This is a genomic window from Salinigranum rubrum (assembly GCF_002906575.1).
GTDB lineage: Archaea > Halobacteriota > Halobacteria > Halobacteriales > Haloferacaceae > Salinigranum > Salinigranum rubrum.
Genome location: NZ_CP026309.1, coordinates 4106169 through 4124587, shown reverse-complemented (window position 1 = coordinate 4124587; position 18419 = coordinate 4106169). Strand labels below are relative to the sequence as shown.

At 68.1% G+C, this 18419-nt stretch carries 17 protein-coding genes and 2 pseudogenes; 11 read left to right on the top strand and 8 right to left on the bottom strand.

Translation table 11 applies throughout. The annotated features are described in order from the left end of the window. Positions 1-52 precede the first annotated feature (52 nt). Entirely contained in the window at positions 53-277 is a 225-nt protein-coding gene (locus tag C2R22_RS20405; protein WP_103427768.1) for a YgaP family membrane protein, read from the bottom strand. Between the two features lie 178 nt (positions 278-455). On the opposite strand from C2R22_RS20405, the gene C2R22_RS20400 reads away from it, so the two are divergent. The 5 genes and pseudogenes from C2R22_RS20400 to C2R22_RS20380 all read left to right on the top strand — a co-directional run bounded on the left by C2R22_RS20400 (position 456) and on the right by C2R22_RS20380 (position 6049). Continuing rightward, the gene (locus C2R22_RS20400) at positions 456-2795 is read left to right on the top strand and encodes a DEAD/DEAH box helicase (RefSeq protein ID WP_103427401.1); all 2340 of its coding nucleotides are present in this window, start codon (positions 456-458) and stop codon (positions 2793-2795) included. A 438-nt stretch (positions 2796-3233) separates the two neighbouring features. Further along, complete coding sequence (locus tag C2R22_RS20395) at positions 3234-3485, top strand: hypothetical protein (protein ID WP_103427400.1); 252 nt, start codon at positions 3234-3236, stop codon at positions 3483-3485. A 105-nt stretch (positions 3486-3590) separates the two neighbouring features. Continuing rightward, on the top strand, positions 3591-3965 hold the full coding sequence (locus C2R22_RS20390) for a helix-turn-helix domain-containing protein (protein ID WP_103427399.1): 375 nt from the start codon (positions 3591-3593) through the stop codon (positions 3963-3965). Between the two features lie 178 nt (positions 3966-4143). Continuing rightward, positions 4144-5447: pseudogene (gene thrC, locus C2R22_RS20385) on the top strand (threonine synthase). 95 nt (positions 5448-5542) lie between these two features. Beyond that, positions 5543-6049: a hypothetical protein gene (locus C2R22_RS20380; protein ID WP_103427398.1), complete on the top strand. Its 507-nt coding sequence runs from the start codon at positions 5543-5545 to the stop codon at positions 6047-6049. 120 nt (positions 6050-6169) lie between these two features. Here the strand turns inward: C2R22_RS20380 and serA are convergent, their stop codons facing one another. Further along, positions 6170-7765, bottom strand: coding sequence for a phosphoglycerate dehydrogenase (gene serA, locus C2R22_RS20375; RefSeq protein ID WP_103427397.1), 1596 nt, complete (start codon positions 7763-7765; stop codon positions 6170-6172). A 540-nt stretch (positions 7766-8305) separates the two neighbouring features. On the opposite strand from serA, the gene serB reads away from it, so the two are divergent. The 3 genes from serB (at position 8306) to C2R22_RS20360 (ending at position 10988) form a co-directional block, all read left to right on the top strand. Continuing rightward, on the top strand, positions 8306-8962 hold the full coding sequence (gene serB / locus C2R22_RS20370) for a phosphoserine phosphatase SerB (RefSeq protein WP_103427396.1): 657 nt from the start codon (positions 8306-8308) through the stop codon (positions 8960-8962). Between the two features lie 112 nt (positions 8963-9074). Beyond that, a complete protein-coding gene (locus C2R22_RS20365) occupies positions 9075-9431 on the top strand; it encodes a hypothetical protein (RefSeq protein ID WP_245902830.1) in 357 nt (118 codons plus the stop codon). Further along, positions 9432-10988: a methyl-accepting chemotaxis protein gene (locus tag C2R22_RS20360; RefSeq protein WP_103427395.1), complete on the top strand. Its 1557-nt coding sequence runs from the start codon at positions 9432-9434 to the stop codon at positions 10986-10988. It abuts the gene before it with no gap. A gap of 79 nt (positions 10989-11067) precedes the next feature. On the opposite strand, the gene C2R22_RS20355 is transcribed toward C2R22_RS20360, so the two are convergent. From C2R22_RS20355 to C2R22_RS20335, 5 genes and pseudogenes are all read right to left on the bottom strand, one after another. Beyond that, entirely contained in the window at positions 11068-11268 is a 201-nt protein-coding gene (locus tag C2R22_RS20355) for a hypothetical protein (protein WP_103427394.1), read from the bottom strand. A gap of 104 nt (positions 11269-11372) precedes the next feature. After that, positions 11373-11618 (bottom strand): annotated as a pseudogene (locus C2R22_RS20350) (metal-dependent hydrolase); the annotation flags it as partial. Between the two features lie 302 nt (positions 11619-11920). Then, positions 11921-13348, bottom strand: a complete 1428-nt coding sequence (lpdA, locus tag C2R22_RS20345; RefSeq protein WP_103427393.1) for a dihydrolipoyl dehydrogenase — start codon at positions 13346-13348, stop codon at positions 11921-11923. Between the two features lie 278 nt (positions 13349-13626). Beyond that, the gene (locus C2R22_RS20340) at positions 13627-14316 is read right to left on the bottom strand and encodes a DUF5828 family protein (protein WP_103427392.1); all 690 of its coding nucleotides are present in this window, start codon (positions 14314-14316) and stop codon (positions 13627-13629) included. 104 nt (positions 14317-14420) lie between these two features. Next, positions 14421-14651 (bottom strand): hypothetical protein, encoded by a 231-nt coding sequence (locus C2R22_RS20335; RefSeq protein ID WP_103427391.1) that lies wholly within the window; start codon positions 14649-14651, stop codon positions 14421-14423. Positions 14652-14808: 157 nt separating this feature from the next. Between C2R22_RS20335 and C2R22_RS20330 the strand changes: the two genes are divergently transcribed. The 3 genes from C2R22_RS20330 to C2R22_RS20320 are packed head-to-tail and all read left to right on the top strand — an operon-like array spanning position 14809 to position 16395. Beyond that, positions 14809-15285 (top strand): DUF4385 family protein, encoded by a 477-nt coding sequence (locus tag C2R22_RS20330; protein WP_103427390.1) that lies wholly within the window; start codon positions 14809-14811, stop codon positions 15283-15285. Positions 15286-15331: 46 nt separating this feature from the next. After that, on the top strand, positions 15332-15721 hold the full coding sequence (locus tag C2R22_RS20325; RefSeq protein WP_103427389.1) for a cupin domain-containing protein: 390 nt from the start codon (positions 15332-15334) through the stop codon (positions 15719-15721). After that, positions 15718-16395, top strand: a complete 678-nt coding sequence (locus C2R22_RS20320; RefSeq protein WP_103427388.1) for a hypothetical protein — start codon at positions 15718-15720, stop codon at positions 16393-16395. The genes C2R22_RS20325 and C2R22_RS20320 overlap by 4 nt, the downstream gene beginning before the upstream one ends. A 122-nt stretch (positions 16396-16517) precedes the next feature. On the opposite strand, the gene C2R22_RS20315 is transcribed toward C2R22_RS20320, so the two are convergent. Further along, positions 16518-18338 carry a carbon starvation CstA family protein gene (locus C2R22_RS20315; RefSeq protein WP_103427387.1) on the bottom strand — a complete coding sequence of 607 codons (1821 nt, stop codon included), beginning with the start codon at positions 18336-18338 and terminating at the stop codon, positions 16518-16520. Positions 18339-18419: the final 81 nt, after the last annotated feature.

Below are 18419 nucleotides of genomic sequence, written 5' to 3'. Positions count from 1 at the left end.
GAGTGGTGAAAAACGTGCGGACGTGGCTCACGCTCGACCGAGCCCTCCGACCCTACCGGGTGTCGACCGGACAGGTGTCGACGCCGAGCAGTGCGTTCAGCGGACACCGCTGGACCGCGCCGGTCACGGTCAACACGGCGCCGACGACGAGGGAGGCGACGCCGCCGAGCGTCCCCAGCGGAAGCGCCCCGACGAAGGCGGCAATGCCTACGAGGAGCAAGAGCGGTCCGACGACGAGTCGAGCCTTCCGGTCGATTCCTCCGACGTTCTTGTTCATGATGTTCAACTCGTACGTTCGTCACCTGAGGTATTGTAATTTTTGTCCAATACCAATATCCGAGAACCGCTCCCCGTCCGGTTCACTTTCACCTCGCCACCGGAAGTTTTTGGTCGAGCGGGCGCCCCCGTCTTTCCATGACCGCCTTCGGGAACCGGGACGCGGGAGGACGCCACGGGTGAAGGTCGCCGAGGCACTGCCGGAGTTCGCCGACGCCTTCGGGTTCGAGGAGTTCAACCGGATGCAGCGCGAGGCGCTCCCCGCCATCATGGAGCGCGACGAGAACGTCGTCGCCGCCGCGCCGACGGCCTCGGGCAAGACGGCGCTCGCCGAGCTAGCCATCTGCAAGACGCTCCAGGAGGGCGGCACCGCGCTCTTCGTCGCCCCGCTGCGCGCGCTGACGAACGAGAAGGAAGCCGAGTGGGAACGCTTCGAAGACCTGGGCTACTCCGTCTACGTCGTCACCGGCGAGCGCGACCTCAACCCTCGTCGGGCGGAGCGGGCGGACATCCTCGTGATGACGCCCGAGAAGGCCGATTCCGCGACGCGAAAACACGAGTCTCCCCGATACCAGTTCATCACGGACGTCAGTTGCGTCGTCATCGACGAGGTCCACCTCCTCGATTCGGACTCTCGGGGCGGGGTCCTCGAAGTGACCGTCTCGCGCCTCCGGCGGCTGTGCGACCCGCGCGTGGTGGCGCTGTCGGCGACGATGCGGAACGTCGACGACGTCGCCGAGTGGCTCGACGCGGCGCCCGAGACGACGTTCGAGTTCGGCGACGAGTACCGACCGGTGAAGCTCCACGCGGGCGTGAAGACGTACAGTCACGGCGAGAACAGCTTCGCCGACAAGTATCGCCGGCTCTACCGGGCGTTCGACCTCGCCGAACCGCACATCCGCGACGCCGGCCAGGCGCTCGTCTTCGTCTCCTCGCGGCAGGACACCGTCCAGGCCGCGGCGAAGGCCCGCGACGAGTTCGCCGAGCGCGACGTCCCGATGGGCGCCCGCGGCGACTACGACTTCCACAACGAGGCGAAGGAACTGACGAACGACTCCCTGCGAAACTCGGTCGTCGACGGCGTCGGCTTCCACCACGCCGGACTGGGAAAGGACGACCGGGATAGGGTCGAACGGTGGTTCCGCGAGGGCAAAGTTCAGCTGCTCTTCTCGACGTCGACCCTGGCGTGGGGCGTGAACCTCCCCGCGCGGTGTGTCGTCATCCGCGACACGAAGTACCACGACCCGCTGGAGGGAGATGTTGACATCTCCCCACTCGACGTGATGCAGATGCTCGGTCGCGCGGGGCGTCCCGGCTACGACGACGTGGGCTACGGCTGGGTCGTCTGCGACAGCGCAGATGCGGACCGCTACCGGCGGCTCATTCGGGAGGGAAAGGACATCGAGTCGCACCTCGCCGAGGAACTCGATTCCCATCTCAACGCCGAGATAGCCATGGGGACCATCGACGACCTCGACGACGTGCTCTCGTGGCTGGAGACCACCTTCTACTACGTCCGCGCGCGGTCCCGTCCGGCCGAGTACGGCTTCGACGGCCTCCGTGGCCGAGTCCGCGAGACGCTCGAATCGCTCGTCGACCGCGGCTTCGTCGAGATGAACGAGTTGAAAGTCGAGCCCACCGCTCTGGGACGGCTCGCCTCGAAGTACTACCTCGACCTCGCTACCGCCGAGCGGTTTCACGACCTCTCCCAGCGAGCGTACATCGACGCCGACGCGGTGCTCGACTGCGTCGCCGGCGCCTCGGAGTTCGATTCGGTCTCCTGTCGCGCCGCCGAGGTCGACGCGGTCGACTCCGTGCTCACCGGCGTCGACACCAGGCTCGACGGCGGCAACCGGAAGGTGCTCGCCATCTGTCGGGCGTCGATGGTCGGGTCGACGCCCGCCGACCTGCGGAGCGACGCCTGGGTCATCAGACAGAACGCGCTGCGGCTTCTGGCCGCGCTCAGAGAGTTCCTCGACACCTTCGCGGGGCCGCGTGCGGCCAATCTGACCCGCCGCATCGAGGCGCGCGTCGACCACGGCGTCTCCCGGGACGCCGTCGGCCTCACGGCGGTCGACGGCATCGGCTCCCGCCGGGCGAGTCGGCTGGCCTCCGCCGGACTCCGGACCCCGGCGGACCTCGTCTCCGCCGGCGTCACCGAGTTGACCCGTGCGGACCTCTCGGAGGGCGTCGCAGAGCGCGTCGTCGAATCGGCGAAGGGGCTCCCGGCTATCGAGGTCGACTGGGGGGCGTTCCCCGAGACGGTCGAGCGAGGAACGAGCACGGTGAAGCAGGTCGAAATCGCCAACACCGGCGGGAGCGCCCGGACCGGGATCAGGGTGACCGTCAACGACGTGGAGATGACGACGAAGACGACGTACCTCTCGGACTCGACGCGCGTGCCGGTGGGGGTGTTCGGCGCGACCGACGACGAACTCACCTTCCGGATCGAGGTGTCGTTCCCCGACCTCCCGCTCTTACCGGTGCACGAGGAGCGCGTCGTCCGCGTCGTGGATTGAGCGTCCGTCGGTCCGAACGAGACGCGAGTCCGTCTCGAACATCGTGGACGGAGGAACGTTCCGTGGTGCGGCGACGGGAGCGAGTGGTGGGGGACAGGACGGCACGAGGAGCGAGCGGTCCACGGGCGCGGTGAGGCCACGCCACCGGGGCAACGGAGGTGCTCCGAGTCCGCACCCGCTTCGTCGTCGGCGCATGGCGCCGGTTTCCAGCGAAACCTCGGGTTCCGCTCGGCTCACGCGGACACCGAAGCGGCGTCTCCACCCCGGTGACTGCACCTGTTCACCGTGTCCGTTCCCGCGTGTTCCCTGCTGCGCTTCGTTCCGCCGGCAGCCGCCACCTCAGTTCGGACACACGCTGTACCCGCCACACCACTGGCCTCCACGGCTGACCCTCCGACCGCCTCAGTTTTTTTATCACGCACTCACTTCTGCACACACATGCCAGAACCGCTCCGAATCGACTCCGGCGAACTGACCGCCGACGAGATCCTCACCGCAGTCCGGGAGGGACGCCGCGTCGTCGTTCGCACGGAGATGCTGGGCGGGACGTACGAGGTGACGCTCCGTCACGACGGGACGATTTTCTACTGTGACACGCCGACCACGCTCCACAAACACGAGGACGAGGAGGGGATGCGGACCTGTATCGCCAAGATGGGCTACGCTCGGAGCGAACTCACAGAGGACTGACTCTCCCCGTCGTCCCCCTTTCACCGTCCGTCCGACATCGCCTGTGCGTCTCCCGCACACAGCCCCGCGAGGTGATTTAATCACGGCTCCCTTCCTCGTAGCCGTATGGCAGACTCTCCCGACATGGCCAATCTCCTCGAAACCGACGACCCCGGGTTCCAGCACGTCCTCTCGTGTGTGTTCGGCATCCAGGACCACGAGAGCCGGACGTATCTCGTGCTCCTCGACAACCCCGGGAGCACCGTCGCCGAACTCGCGGACGTGCTCGACCGCGACCGGAGCAACGTCAACCGGTCGCTGACGACGCTGATGGAGAAGGGTCTCGCGGGTCGCCAGCGCCGCCTCCTCGACCCCGGCGGCTACGTCTACCAGTACACGGCGACCCCCCTCCCCGAGGCGAAGGAGATGCTCCACAGCGCGCTCGACGCGTGGGCCGAGACGGTCCACGAGCGCATCGACGAGTTCGGGCCCGGAGCGTGAGTGCGGGCAACCCTCCCGCGTCGGCGACGAGGTCGGTGTCGGCGACGAGAGACCCCGTGAACGGGTCGGTCGCGTCCGGTCCCGACGGCCGGCGGAACGGTTCCTCGAACCCCGTTCGGAAGCGTCCACAGCGCCCGGACCGCCCTCCTTTTTGTACTCCGGCACATGCCACAGCACGATGAGCCTGGAGCTGACCGCCGCCGCCCCGACGGCGCCCGACGACGTCGAAGGCGACGTCTGGCTGGAGTGTATCGAGTGCGGTGAGACGTTCGCACCCTTCAGTGAGATCCGCTACACCTGCGACGACTGCGACGGCCTCCTCGAAGCCCGCTACGAGGACCCGCCGACGTTCGACGACTTCGAGGGTCGCGGCGTCTGGCGGTACTCGGCAGCGCTCCCGTTCGAGGAGGGCGTCTCACTCCCCGAGGGGGGACGCCCTTGCACCGCGTCCCGCGACTGGAGAAGGCCGTCGACGTCTCCACCCTCAGAGTCAAACACGAGGGGATGAACCCCACGGGGAGCTTCAAAGACCGGGGAATGACCGTCGGCGTCCGCGTCGCGAAGGAACTCGGCGTCGACCGTCTCGCCTGCGCCTCGACCGGCAACACGTCGGCGGCGCTCGCCGCGTACGGCTCCCGCGCCGGCCTCGAAACGCTCGTGCTCCTCCCCTCGGGGAAGGTCGCCGCCGGCAAAATCGCCCAGGCGGCGCTGCACGACGCGCGCATCCTCGAAGTCGACGGCAACTTCGACGCCTGCCTCGACATCGTTCAGGAACTGGCGGAGGGAGGCGAGGTCTACCTGTTGAACTCCCTCAATCCCTTCCGGTTGGAGGGGCAGAAGACCATCGGCCTCGAAATCCTCGAAGAGTTCCACGACGACTACGGCACCTACCCCGACCGGGTCGTCCTCCCCGTCGGCAACGCCGGCAACACCGCCGCGCTGTACAAGTGCTTCCGCGAACTCGTCCAGTCGGACGCCCTGGAGGAAGACCAGGTCCCGAAACTCACCGGCGTCCAGGCCGAGGGCGCGGCGCCGATGGTCGAGGCCATCGAGAACGGAGCCGACGAAGTTCGAAGGTGGGAGGAGGTCGAGACCATCGCGACGGCGATTCGGATCGGCAACCCGGTGAACGCGCCGAAGGCCCTCCCCGGCATCCGCAACACGGGTGGGACGGCCGTCTCGGTCTCGGACAGGGAGATCACGGCCGCTCAGCGCGCGCTCGCCAAGGAGGGCGTCGGCGTCGAACCCGCCTCGGCCGCCAGCGTGGCGGGACTGAAGAAACTCCGTGACAGCGGCGAGGTCGACGGCGACGAGGACGTCGTCTGCCTCACGACCGGCCACCTCCTGAAGGACCCCGACGCGGCGTTCGAGGCCGGCAACGAACCGGAACCCGTCGCCAACGACACCGAGGCGGTCCTCGACCTCATCGAGGGCGACTCGTCCCGGAAACGGGGCCGTCTCCGCCGACTGCTCCCGTTCTGACGCGCGGACCGACGCCGTCTTCGTTCACCGCCCGCTGAACGTGCGTGACGCGCGTCTGACGTACGCTTTTCGTCGTCGCCCGAGTACCTCTTCTCGTGCCCCCGAGCCTACCAACCGGAACCGTCAGCCAGACGTCGGCGGGCACGCGAACGTTCCCTCCGGAATCGAACTCGGATTCGGACCGCGAGCGTGTCTCCGCCGCGTCGACACCGTATCGTCGGTCTCCCCGGACACAGCAGCCCCCGACGCCCGACCAGCCTCCTGGTCCCCCGTCGCCGGTCATCCCGAGACGCGAGTACGACGCCGCCGTCGCCCGCGAACACGACCGCGTCGCCGAACTCGCCCGCGAGAACGAGGCGCTCCGCGAGTACATCCGGGAGCAAGCGACCGACAGACAGGCCGTCATCGAGCGGTACGAACACCTCCTCCAGCAGCGCGACGCTCACGAGGCGTCGAGACCGGCGCCCGCGCCCGCGTCCGACCGCCCCTCGCCCTCACTGTCGACGGACTCGCCCCCGCCTACGGAGGAGGGTCTCTTCGACGCCGTCCGGACCGGTCTCACGTCCCTCCGGTCGCGGGTCGCCGGGTGGCTCGGCCGCTAGCCGCTCGGCCCGCTCGGGGCCGGCATCGGCGCGGGCTTCGGCGGCGCTTCGGGGTTCATCGCCGGCACCGCGAAGGGAAAACTGAAGTCGAAACTGAAACCCGGCTGTCGCTGACTCGCCTTACTCGTCGTCGCCGTTGTCGAGGGTGATGTACTTCACGTCGGTGATGCGCTCGTCGGCGAGCAGTTCGTTCCGAACGGCCTCGGGGACCGGGTTGTCGAGGTTGTAGACGGTGAGCGCGGCGTCGTCGCCGGGCGCGCGGCGGGCGTTGAACATCCCGGCGATGTTGACGTCGTTGTCGCCGAGGACGGTCCCGATGAAGCCGATGACGCCGGGGCGGTCGTAGTTGCGAGCGACGAGCATCTGCCCGTGCGGGATGGCGTCGACGCGGTAGCCGTCGATGCGGACGATGCGCGGGTCGTCGCCGGCGAACAGCGTCCCGCAGACGCCGAGCGACCGGTCGTCGTTCTTGACGGTGACCGTCACGAGGCTCTGGAAGTCGGCCGACTGGCGTGACTTGGTCTCGACCACGTCGATGCCGCGCTCCTCGGCGATGTTCGGCGCGTTGACCGCGTTGACCTGCCACTCCAGCGGGGCGAAGACGCCCTTCAGCCCGGAGGCGGTGACGAGGTCGAGGTCCTCCTCGGCGATCTCGCCCTCGTAGCTGACCTCGACCTCGGAGATGCGGTCGTCGAACAGCTGTGCGGCGATTTTGCCGGCGGTCTCGGCGATGTCGATGTACGGGCGGATGCGCGGGAAGGCGCTCTGGTCCACCGAGGGCGCGTTCAGCGCGTTGATCACGGGCTCGTCCGCGAACGCGGCCATCACCTGGTCGGCGATGCTCGTCGCGACGTTCTCCTGTGCCGCTTCCGTCGAGGCGCCCAGGTGTGGGGTGACGATGACGTCCTCGACCCGAAGGAGCGGGTTGTCCGGGTCGACCGGCTCGCTCTCGAAGACGTCGATAGCGGCGCCGTCGAGCGTTCCGTCCTCGACCGCGGCGGCGAGCGCCGCCTCGTCGATGACGCCCCCGCGGGCGCAGTTGACGACGTAGCCGCCGCCCATCAGTTTCAGCTCGTCGGTGGAGATGAGCCCCGCCGTCTCGGGGGTGAGCGGCGTGTGGACGGTGAGGAAGTCGGCGCGTTCGAGACACGCCTCGAACTCGACGAGTTCGGCCCCGAGTCGGTCGGCGCGCTCCTCGCCGATGTAGGGGTCGTACGCGACGAGGTTCATCCCGAGCGAGTCGAGCCGTTTCGCGACCTCCTGGCCGACGCGGCCCAGCCCGACGATGCCGAGCGTCTTGCCGTTGAGTTCGGTTCCCAGATAGTCGCCCTTCGCCCACTCGCCGGCCTTCAGTCGCTGGTGTGCCTGGGGGATGGAACGGGCGGCCGCGAAGGCCATCGCGACGGTGTGTTCGGCGGCGGCGCGGACGTTCCCCTCCGGCGCGTTGGCGACGATGACGCCGTGGTCGGTCGCGGCGTCGATGTCGATGTTGTCGACGCCGATCCCCGCCCGCCCGACGATGACGAGGTCGGGGGCGGCCTCGAACACCTCCTGCGACACCTCGGTGCCCGAGCGAACGACGAGCGCGTTCACGTCCGAGACGGCGTCGAGCAGCGCGTCACCCTCGACGTCGTAGTCGGTCACGACCTCGTGACCCGCCTCACGCAACCGTTGGACACCCGCATCCGCGATGGGGTCCGTGATGAGTACCTTCATGCGCGTATCGTTTTTCGGTGCCCGGTTAAGCGTTTCTTCATAAGGCTTGCTGTCGGTCAGCCCCGGCTGTCACCGCCGCTGACCGACGCTCCCGACCGTCGTCCCCCGTTTCGACTCGTCGCATCTGTCACCCCCGTCGCGGCCGTTCGACTCGCGGTGTCCGCTCTGACGACGAACGCACGCCGCGTTCGCTGACAACGACGCACGCCGTGTTCGCTGACAACGACGCACGCCGTGTCGCCGGAGGTGTATACATGATGTCCGCCGGGCGCTGTCTCACCTACCGTGACGGCGTGACCCGCGTCGGCTCCAGTCCCTCTCGACGACGCCCATGGACACCGAGCGACGGCTCTTTCAGTGTCTCCACGTCGTCACGGGCCGCGTCGACAGTTCGGGGTTCGTCGCCCTGGTCTCGGACGACCAACTGGCGTGAGCCGTCGCTCTCGGTTCGAAGTGCTCGGACGAGTTCGCGGAGGGGTTCGGTCCGTCGGTTCGCCCCGAGATGACAAAGCTTCAAACCCGGCCTCCCGTCTAGCCGGTATGAAACTCATCGCGTTCGACTTCGACGGGACGCTCTCGGACTCGGAGATGACGGTCCTCCTCGGGGAGCGAGAGGGGGTCGCCGACGAGATGGCCTCGATCACCGAGCGGGCGATGAACGACGAGATATCCTACGCGAAGAGCCTCCGCGAGCGGGCGGCACTCCTCGAAGGACTCGAGGAGGAACGCGCCGAGGAGGCGTACGGCGAGGTGGCGCTCCGTCCCGGCGCGGCCGACGTCATCCGCCGCCTCGACGACTACGGTCACCACGTCGCTATCCTGACCGGCGGGTTCGAGCGCGGTGTCGAACGCGCCCTCGAATCGGCGGGCGTCGCCGACGCCGTCGACACTATCGTCTCGAATCGGCTCCCCATCCGGGGGGGACGGCTCACCGGCGGCGTCGAGGGGTCGCTCGTCGAGGGGACGAAGGACGAGGCGCTCGAATCCCTCGCTGCCGACCTCGACGTTCCGATGGGACAGACGGTCGCCGTCGGCGACGGCGCGAACGACCTCCCGATGCTCGAAGTCGCCGGACTCGCCGTCGGATTCCTCCCGAAACCGGCCGTCCGACCGCACTGTGACGTCGTCGTCGAGACGATGGCTGAACTGACGACCGTCTTCGAAGAACGCGGCGTCCTGCACGCCGTAGACGAGTAGGCCCGCCCCCGCGCCTCGGACGTGACGGCTCCCGGACGGTTCTCGGACGTGAGAACTACCGTCGCAGTACTGCGCGTGTACTTCTATCCTCGTCTTTCCCGTCCGTACGCTAATGGCATCCGAACTCAGCGCACTGGACCCGAAGGAACTCGTCCTGGTCGCGATTGCGATCCTCGGATTGATACCGGTCCTGAAACTGAACACCGAACGAGCGAAGCTGTTTACGGGTGGGTATCTCCTCCTGTGTCTCGGCGCCGTGGCGACGAACGCGGAGGCGCTCTTCCTCGGCGACGTCCTGAACGGCGTCGAACACATCGCCGGACTGCTCGGCTCCGGCGTCGTCTTCCTGGCGGCGGCGTACCTCCGGCGGCAGCAGATCATCCACAGTAACGAGAACGACACCGACGACGCACCGAGCGTCCGTGAGCGGGTGGCCGAGGTGGCCGGCGCCTCGGGGGAGCGGCAGTAGATGGTCGAATACACGGCCATCGTCGACCTCCTCGCAGTGTTCGCGTACGCGGGCGCCATCGTCATCGGCTACCTGAACTACCGTGACACCGACGCCGAGTCGGGCTTCTGGGTGAACTTCACCTTCGCGTCCGTCCTCGGGTGCCTGTGGGTCGGGGTCGTCGCGGCCGAACACTTCGGCCTCGCCGGCGCGGTGCTCGACATCGCCAGCGTGTCGCTTTTGACCGCCACGGTCGCCGTGTTCGCGGTCGGTGCGACCGGCACGCTGGCGGTCGTCGAGGACATGAAAGAGGCGCGGGCCGACGTCGAGAGCGCCCGTCGTGACGCCGAGGCGTCCCGCCAGGAGGCGGTGGAGATGTCCCGGTCGCTCGAAGCCACCGCGAGCGACTTCGGCGAGCGGATGGACCGGGCCGCTCAGGGCGACCTGACGGTTCGGCTCACCGACGGCGGCGAGAGCGACGCGATGGCCTCCATCGCCGACTCGTTCAACCGGATGATGGCCGACCTCGAAGGCACGCTCGTCCGCATTCAGTCGTTCGGGACGGACGTCTCCGCCTCGACACAGGAGATCAACGCGAGCGTCTCGGAGGTCAGCGACGCCTCCGAACAGGTCAGCACCGCCATGAGCGACATCGCGGCGGACACCGAACGCCAGCACAACCGTCTCGGCGAGGCGACCGACGAGATGAGCACCCTCTCGGCGACCATCGAGGAGATCGCCTCCACCTCGACCGAGGTGGCGACGACGTCGAGCGACGCGGCCGACCGGGGGATGGACGGGCGCGAATCCGCCCGGGCCGCCCTCGACGAGATGGTGGAGATCCGCGACCAGACCGACGGAACCGTCCAGGAGGTCGAAGCGCTCAACAACGAGATCAGCGAGATCAGCGAGATCGTCAACCTCATCACCGAAATCGCCGAGCGGACGAACCTCCTGGCTCTCAACGCCTCTATCGAGGCCGCCGGTGCGGGCGAGGCCGGGAAGGGATTCGCTGTCGTCGCCGACGAGATCAAGACGCTCGCCGGCGAGGCCAGCGAGGCGACGGGCCGCATCGAGCGACTCATCGGCGACATCCGGGCCTCGGCGGACGACACCGTCGAGGACATCCGCCACGTCGGCGAGCGCGTCTCCGACGGAACCGAGACCGTCGAGGAGGCGCTGACCGCGCTCGACGACATCGTCGACGGCATCGAGGACGCGAACCGCGGCATCCAAGAGATCGACCGCGCCACCACCGAACAGGCCAGTTCGACCGAGGGCGTCCTGTCGATGGTCGACGATGCGGCCGCGCTGAGCGACCAGACCTCCGACGAGGTGGCGAACGTCTCGGCGGCCGCCGAGCAGCAGACGGCCTCGCTCGCCGAGGTGTCGACGAGCGCCGACGACCTCACGCACGTCGCGGAGAACCTCTCGAGCCTGCTCGACGAGTTCCGGGTCGAACTCGACGCTGCCGAACTGGACCACACGGCCGCCGGGTCCTCGCGCGCGACCGGCTCCCGTCCCGTCAGCGCCGACGGCGGTGTGGACCGGGATTCGACCGCCCGCGACCGTCGCTGAGGTCAGTCTCCCGCTCCGCCCGACTACTCGTCTTTCCGTTCTCCGCCCGACCGCTCGTTCTCGCCGGAACCGCTCACTCTCAGAGCCCGGGCGTTCCCTCCGCGACCCACACCGCGACCGCGACCACGAGGAGGAGCGACTGTGCGACCGGTTCGGAGCCAGCCACGTCGACGAGGCCGCTCGCCCCCGCCGCCGTGGTGTCGACTTCGGACGCCAGTCGACTGGCGTGTCCGGCCGCCGTCCCCGGTGCGCCGGCGTCGGGGTCGGGAGCAGCGGCCACAGCAGGAACGACAGTTCGTCGACGTTCAGCGCGACGAGGCCGTCCCAGGCGTCGCCGAGGGTGTGTGACAGCGCGCCGACCGCGAACGCGCCGCCGACCTGACGCGCGTCTCGGCGTCGTGCGAAGACCACGACGAGCAGGCAGAGCGGCACGAGCACGAGAAGCGAGTGCGCCAGCGACCGGCCGTACGCGAGGACGCCGACCCACGCCAGCGGCTTGTCGACGAGGTCGGGAAACTGCGTTCCGACGACGAGCGCGAGGAGGGCCGCGCGTTCGTGGCTCGCCCGAACGAGCCTGACGCCGACCGTGTACGACAGGTAACCGACCGCCAGGTGTCCCCACGGCCACATTATCGGGGGGTGCCCGCGACGAGCCAAAGCCCTGGCGATTCCCCCGAACCTCATATATCCGTGTCAAGACTCAATAACAGGACCGGCTTACCTGTGGTCGAGGAATCACGACGCCCCCCTCCCCATCACATTCGGGCCGCGTGGTACCTCGGAGGCACCCCCTCCTGTCGTGACTCGGCTGTCGTCACCCTGTGACGGTAGCCCGTCACCGGCGGACGACCGCCGGCGACACCTTTCTGTCGACCACTACCGCTCGTGAGCGGGCCGTGAGACGCACGTCCGCGTTCGACCCTCCGCCTCCCTTACCTGTTCAGCGTGTGAATCGCCTGTCCGAGCGCGTTCTCGCAGGCCTCCATCGTCGCCTCCGCGAGCGTCGGATGGGTGTGTATCGTCGCCGCCACGTCCTCCAGGGTCGCGCCCATCTCGACGGCGAGTGCGAGTTCGGCGACGAGTTCGGACGCCTCGGGGCCGACGATCTGTCCCCCGAGGACGAACCCGGTCTCCTCGTCGGCGACGACGCGGACGAACCCCGTCGTGTGGCCCGTCGTCAGCGCGCGCCCAGAGGCGTTGAACGGCATCTGCCCGACGACCGGCGTGAACCCGGCCTCCTCGGCCTCGTCCTCGGTCATCCCGACGGTCCCGATTTCGGGGTCGGTGAACACGGCGGCGGGGACGGCCTGGTAGTCGAGGGCCGCTGGCTCGCCAGCCACCACCTCGGCGGCGACGATGCCCTCCTTCGAGCCGACGTGTGCGAGCATCGGTTCGCCGGCGACGTCGCCGACGGCGAAGATCGAGTCGACGTTGGTCCGACACTGGTCGTCGGTCGGGATGAACCCCTTCTCGTCCGTCTCCACGCCCGCTGCGTCGAGGTCGAGGGTGTCCGAGACGGGCGCGCGGCCGACCGCGACGAGGACGACGTCGGCGTCGTACTCGCTCCGCTCCCCACCTTCGGTCTCGGTGGCGACGACGATGCCGCCGTCGTTGCCGTCGCGCCAGTCGGCGGCCCCCTCGCCGAAGTGAAACTCCACGCCCAGTTCCTCGGCGCGCTTGCGGACGACGCGAGCGACGTCGTCCTCGTATCCCGGGAGGGCGTCGTCGAGCATCTCGACGACCGTCACGTCGGTGCCGAGTTTGGCGAAGACGGTCGACAGTTCCATGCCGATGTAGCCCGCGCCCACGACGACCATCCGCTCGGGAACGGAGTCGAGCGCGAGCGCGTCGCGCGAGGAGAGCACGGGGAGGTCGTCGTACGAGAAGTTCGGAATCTCGATCGGCCGCGATCCGGTGGCGACGATGCAGTGTTCGAACTCGATGCTCTCGGAGCCTTGGCCCTCGCCGCCGTGAGCCACTCTCACTCGGTTCGGCCCGTCGAACCGGGCGGTCCCCTCGACGAGGTTGACGCCGTTGGCTTTGCAGAGCTTCTCGACGCCGCCCGTCAACTGGTCGACGACGCCGTCCTTCCACTCGCGCATCCCCGCCATGTCGACGACGGGGTCCGCGTGGATACCCATCTCCTCGGCGTGTCCCGCCCGGTGGGCGAGGTCCGTCACCGTGATGTACGCCTTCGAGGGGATACAGCCGTGGTTGAGGCAGGTCCCCCCGTAGGCGTCGCGCTCGACGAGCGTCGTGTCGACTCCCTTCTGTGCGGCGCGGATGGCGGCGACGTAGCCGCCCGGCCCGGCACCGATGACGAGCAGTTCGGTCCCTGTCGAGATGTCTCCGACGACCATACCTCGCTCTCTTCGCCCGGCGAGTTAAAATGACGCCACGCGGTAGGGCGTGTGTTCGTCGGCTGGTGTGGGTGAGCCGCCGGGGGTGCGCCGGTCCTCGTGCCGTGGTCGAACGAGCGTTCGTCGGCACCGACACGCCCAGTATGACCGTCACACGGTCGCCCTCTCGTTCACGTCGGCCGGTTCGCCGACGCACTCCCGTTCTCACCCCCGCCTTCCGTCCACCCGCACCGCTCTCGCTCGGTACGTCACGGGCCCAGCGGGTTACGGGACTCGAATCAGTTCGTCGTCGACTTCGACTCGGGGTCGTTTCGGGGCGCCTCGACGCCCTCGGCGGCCTCGGCGGTCGTGGTGTCCTTCTCGGTGTCGATGTGCCAGCGGTCGACCTCGTCTTCGTACTCGGTGAGCCGCGCGGAGACCGCTTCCTTGAGGTCGTCGTCGTTGACGTTCACCTCGAAGACGAACTCGACTTCGTCGCCCGCGCCGCGGGTGACCCGCTGGACGTTGGCGCTGACGAGTTCGTTGTCGAAGTAGTACGGCGCGAGTTGGGTCATCACCTTCCGGTAGACGGTGTTCTCGACGGTCCGGAGCGCCTTCCGACTCGCGGAGTCGGCGGCGCGCTTGACGTAGTCGATGGAGTCCTGCCAGCGCTCGACGGCCCCCTCGTTGTCGCCCTCCTCGACCTTCTCGTACGACTCCGAGAGCTTGCGACCGGCGCTCTGGAGGTCCTCCTCGGGCTTCTTCCCCGCCTTCTCCCCCTCGCCCTCGCCGACGCTCGCCTGCTCGGCGGTCTTCTCGTTGACGTCCTGTGAGAGCCGTTCGTGTGACTTCGGCCGCCACTCGTCCCACTCCTCGAACGCCTCGCTGTCGACGCCGGCGTCGCGGAGGGCACTGGTGATGCGTTCACCGTGCTCGACGATATCCCCCCACGAGCCACGGTGTTTGAATCCCGAGATGCTCTCTTCCATTACCTGTCCTGTTAAACAGTGGCTACTCTGTAAAAAACGCTCCGCGGGAAGCGGTGACACGGTCACGCGCCGTCGTGCTGACCGGGCGTCGGCCGGACCCCGTCTCAGCGGTCGCCGTAGGTGAGCCGAGTCGCCGTGTCGTCGAGCCACTGCTTGACGCCGCCGAGCCACGCGCTCGGCGAGACTGCCCGCAGTTGGCGTTCGTCGACCTCGATGCGCGCCTCGCCGAACGGGTCCCGCGACCGGGACTCCTCGTCGCCGTCGCCGTCCTGTGAGAGGCCGACGACGGACGACATGGCACAGCGTCCACACGCTTCGGTCTTCTTTCCGCCCATGCCTCACAGTGCGTGCGCGTTCACATTAAAAACAGTGATAGTGCGACGACGGCGCACGGGCGGTGCGTCGACGTCGAACGAGCGCCGGGTACGAGTGCGGCGACCGTCGACCGCCGACTGCCAGTAGACACATCACGCGACGACCCCACGCCCCGGTATGTCGGACCTGTCTCCTGGCGACGAGACCGACGAGAGCGACGGACCGGAGTACGACATCGACTTCCGGGAGCGGCCGGAGGCGTACGAGGTCGGCCGGGGCGAACAGGGCGCGTTCAAGGTCCAGCCGTACAAGGACGAACTGCTCCCGCTGTGGGAGGTCAAGACGCTCGACGGCGCGGAGACGGCGGCACGGGAGCTGTTCGAGCGGTTCCGGGCGTATCGGGACGAGGACGATTTCGTCGGGATGGACATGGCTCGCAAGTACCTCCAGATGGGCTGGACGCGGAGCCTCCGCTACGCGAAGTACCCCGGCGGGCGGAAGTACGACGACGACGGGGCCGAACGCGAGCCACAGCAGTGGTACGACGAGGAGAAGTACGAGATATCACAGGTGTACCGCGCGTTCCTCGACCGGGTGGAGTCGGACGACACCTACACCGAGCGGCGGGCCGAGTGGACGGAGCGACACGGCTAGCGTCGTTGTCAACGGTCTTTTATCGGATTACCCACTCAGAGCGGGTATGGGATACCGCGTCGTCGACCCGACAGAGGTCGAACCCGTTCCCGACCGGCCCTGTGAACTCCGCCGCATCTCGGAGGCGGCCGGGCTGTCGCAGGTAGCGGTCAACCGATTCAGCGCCGACCCCGGCGAACAACTCCCGCTCGCGTACCACTACCACGACGAACAGGAGGAACTGTTCTACGTCGCCGAGGGGACGCTCGCGGTGGAGACGCCCGACGAGACGTACGACGTCCCCGAAGGGTCGTTCTTCGCCGTCGAGCCGAAGAGCCCCCAGCGGGCGTACAACCCCGCCGACGCCGACGGGCGGGTCACGGTCGTCGCCATCGGCGCGCCGGCCGTCTCGGGCGACGCCCACGCGTACGACCCCGAGGGCGAGACGGACGGATGACCACGGACGAGGAGCGGGCGGGGGAGACAGCCTCGACCGGGGACGTAGACGAACCCGATGCTCCGGAGAGCCCCGTCGACGGGGCGGAGGCGGGTCCCGAGTCCGCCGACGACGCGGACGTCCCCGCGTGGGACGACGAGTACGTCGACCGGGTCTCCGATCGAATCATGTTCAACTACGACCTCGAAAAGGACGTGACGGTCCGGGGAGAGCCGTTCACGCTCCGGGGCGAACTCCGCATGGAGAGCCACAAGCAGTTCTTCCACCCGGCGATCACCTACGGGCACCAGCACGCGTACGAGCACCTCTTTCTCACCGAACGCGGCCCGGTCCGCGTGAGCGACATCGACCGGTTCGTCGACCTCGGCCACACGCTGGCCGACGAGTGGGTCGATGCCGACGAGGAACACTACGCCACCGACTTCACGTTCGTCGCCGTCGCCGACGCGATCAGCGACGACGTCCGCGACCGCGTCGCCTCCTTCGAGGAACGGACCCTCCTCAGATACGGCTACAACGGTCACTACGAGATACACCTGGCCGTCGTCGCTCCGGAGGACGAGGACCTCGTCGTCAGCCGGAACGCCGACGTGGTCGACGCCATCCGGACCTGGGAGCCCATCGAGTCGGACGCGGGGTTCGTGTCGCGACTCAAACAACGCCTGTTCGGGTGAGTCGCGTCGGAGCGACGCCTTCGACGGGTAGGGCGGGAACGCGAGGGACGGGCGGCTCCGAACGTACCGAAGCCGAACAGCGAGCGTGAGCGTGGAGCGGTCCGAACGTCGCTTCGGACGCGTCAGTCGTCGCTCCGGGCGTCGCCGCCGTCGGCGATTGCCGGGCCGGTCGACCGGGCCTTGCGGACGTTGTTGATGCCCATGTAGGCCAACGAGAGCGCCAACCCGACGAGGACGAGCGCGATGACGATCTGGACGACCGTCGACGCGATGGCGATGGTCGTCGCCTCGGCCATCCACGCGTCGTTGAGGAACTTCTGATAGAGGTTCTGGTAGAACGCCAGATACAGCAGCGCGGTCGTGGTGACGGCGAGCATCAGCGCCATCGGCGCGCCGGTGCTGATGAGCTGCTTGGAGTCGTCCCAGTTGGCGAGCCAGATGGTCGCGACGAGCAGCGCGAGCGCCGCGAGCGTCTGGTTCGCGCCGCCGAACAGCGGCCAGAGGTCGGCCCACCGGCCGGAGGCGACGAGGACGTACGCCGGTGCGACCTGCAGGCCCGCGTTGACGTAGCGGTTCGTCGCGGTCTCCTGAAGCGACGTCTCCGGCGTGCCGACGATCTCTTCGAGCATGTACCGACCGAGACGGATCGCCGTGTCGGTCGACGTGAGCAGGAAGCTCACGAGCACCAGCCCCATGAACGGCGCGGCGATGGCCTCGGGGATGCCGAAGCCGATGTTGAGGATGAGCCCGCCGCCCGAGGCGAAGTTCGGCAGGGCGAGGCCGATGCCGCCGCCGGTCGGAACCTCCGCGTAGACGGCGACCGTCACGATGGCGACCGTCGCGAGGAGCCCCTCGCCGAGCATGCCACCGTAGCCGATGGTCCGGGCGTCGGTCTCCTTGTTGAGCTGCTTCGCCGTCGTCCCCGAGGAGACGAGCGAGTGGAACCCGCTGATGGTCCCACACGCGATGGTGACGAAGAGGATGGGGAACAGCGGGAGTCTCGTGTCGACGAGCGCGCCGCCCCAGAAGCCCGCGTAGGCCGGGACGCTGACCGTGAGCTGCTGGCCCGCGCCGGTGGCCGTGCCGACGACGACGGCCAGGAGCGTCCCGCCGACGCCGGCGTACAGCAGGCTCGACGTGAGGAAGTCACGCGGCTGGAGCAGCACCCACACCGGGAGCACGCTCGCGACGAAGCCGTAGATGAGCACCACGGGGATCCACATCGCGATGTTGGCGCTCCCGAGCACCGGCGGGAGGAACCCCTGCGAGAAGAGCACCATCGTGCCGGCGGGGTAGTCGCCGGGCACCAGCGCGATGGGGAACAGCGTTCCGACCCACACGCCCGCGAAGACCATCACGACGAACGCGACCGTCCCCGGCAGGAACGGCAGGTTCAGCTGGTAGAGGTAGACCCCGAACACCAGCGCGAGGAGGATGTAGACGAGCGACGCCGTCGCGGCCTGTGGATACGCGTTGAACACGACGGCGATGACGAGCGCGAAGACGGCGGCGACGAGGATGATCGTGAGGAACGCGAACCAGAGGATCATGTTCTTGCCGCGCTCGCCGACGTACTCGCCGATGATGTACCCGATGGACTTGCCCTCGTGGCGCATACTCGCCGAGAGCGACATGAAGTCGTGAACGGCGCCGAACAGCGGGTTACCGATGGCGACCCAGAGAAACGCCGGGACCCAGCCCCAGACGACCGTCGCGGTGATCGGACCGACGATGGGTGCGCCGCCCGCGATGCTCGAATAGTGATGCCCTAAGAGGACCGGCTTCTTCGATGGAACGTACTCCTGCCCGTCCTCGTACTTGTGTGCCGGCGTTTCCCGGGAGTCGTCGAGTTCGACGAACTGCGAGAGATATCTCGAGTAGCCCAGATACCCGATACTGAACGTGACCAGCACCAGTACCACCAGCGTGATAGCTTGTACCATGTGTGAGCCCCATTTTTGAACATGATAAATCCCTCACTTAAAGCTTCGGATTTGTTTCTGACACACACGACCAGGTACGAA

Excerpts from the sequence above, each read along its gene's own strand:
- C2R22_RS20405 (WP_103427768.1), bottom strand. The coding sequence starts at position 277 with ATGAACAAGAACGTCGGAGGAATCGACCGGAAGGCTCGACTCGTCGTC.
- serB (WP_103427396.1), top strand. The coding sequence starts at position 8,306 with ATGAAACTCATCGCGTTCGACTTCGACGGGACGCTCTCGGACTCGGAG.
- lpdA (WP_103427393.1), bottom strand. The coding sequence starts at position 13,348 with ATGGTCGTCGGAGACATCTCGACAGGGACCGAACTGCTCGTCATCGGT.
- C2R22_RS20395 (WP_103427400.1), top strand. The coding sequence starts at position 3,234 with ATGCCAGAACCGCTCCGAATCGACTCCGGCGAACTGACCGCCGACGAG.
- C2R22_RS20315 (WP_103427387.1), bottom strand. The coding sequence starts at position 18,338 with ATGGTACAAGCTATCACGCTGGTGGTACTGGTGCTGGTCACGTTCAGT.
- C2R22_RS20390 (WP_103427399.1), top strand. The coding sequence starts at position 3,591 with ATGGCAGACTCTCCCGACATGGCCAATCTCCTCGAAACCGACGACCCC.
- C2R22_RS20340 (WP_103427392.1), bottom strand. The coding sequence starts at position 14,316 with ATGGAAGAGAGCATCTCGGGATTCAAACACCGTGGCTCGTGGGGGGAT.
- serA (WP_103427397.1), bottom strand. The coding sequence starts at position 7,765 with ATGAAGGTACTCATCACGGACCCCATCGCGGATGCGGGTGTCCAACGG.
- C2R22_RS20330 (WP_103427390.1), top strand. The coding sequence starts at position 14,809 with ATGTCGGACCTGTCTCCTGGCGACGAGACCGACGAGAGCGACGGACCG.
- C2R22_RS20365 (WP_245902830.1), top strand. The coding sequence starts at position 9,075 with ATGGCATCCGAACTCAGCGCACTGGACCCGAAGGAACTCGTCCTGGTC.
- C2R22_RS20360 (WP_103427395.1), top strand. The coding sequence starts at position 9,432 with ATGGTCGAATACACGGCCATCGTCGACCTCCTCGCAGTGTTCGCGTAC.
- C2R22_RS20320 (WP_103427388.1), top strand. The coding sequence starts at position 15,718 with ATGACCACGGACGAGGAGCGGGCGGGGGAGACAGCCTCGACCGGGGAC.
- C2R22_RS20325 (WP_103427389.1), top strand. The coding sequence starts at position 15,332 with ATGGGATACCGCGTCGTCGACCCGACAGAGGTCGAACCCGTTCCCGAC.
- C2R22_RS20335 (WP_103427391.1), bottom strand. The coding sequence starts at position 14,651 with ATGGGCGGAAAGAAGACCGAAGCGTGTGGACGCTGTGCCATGTCGTCC.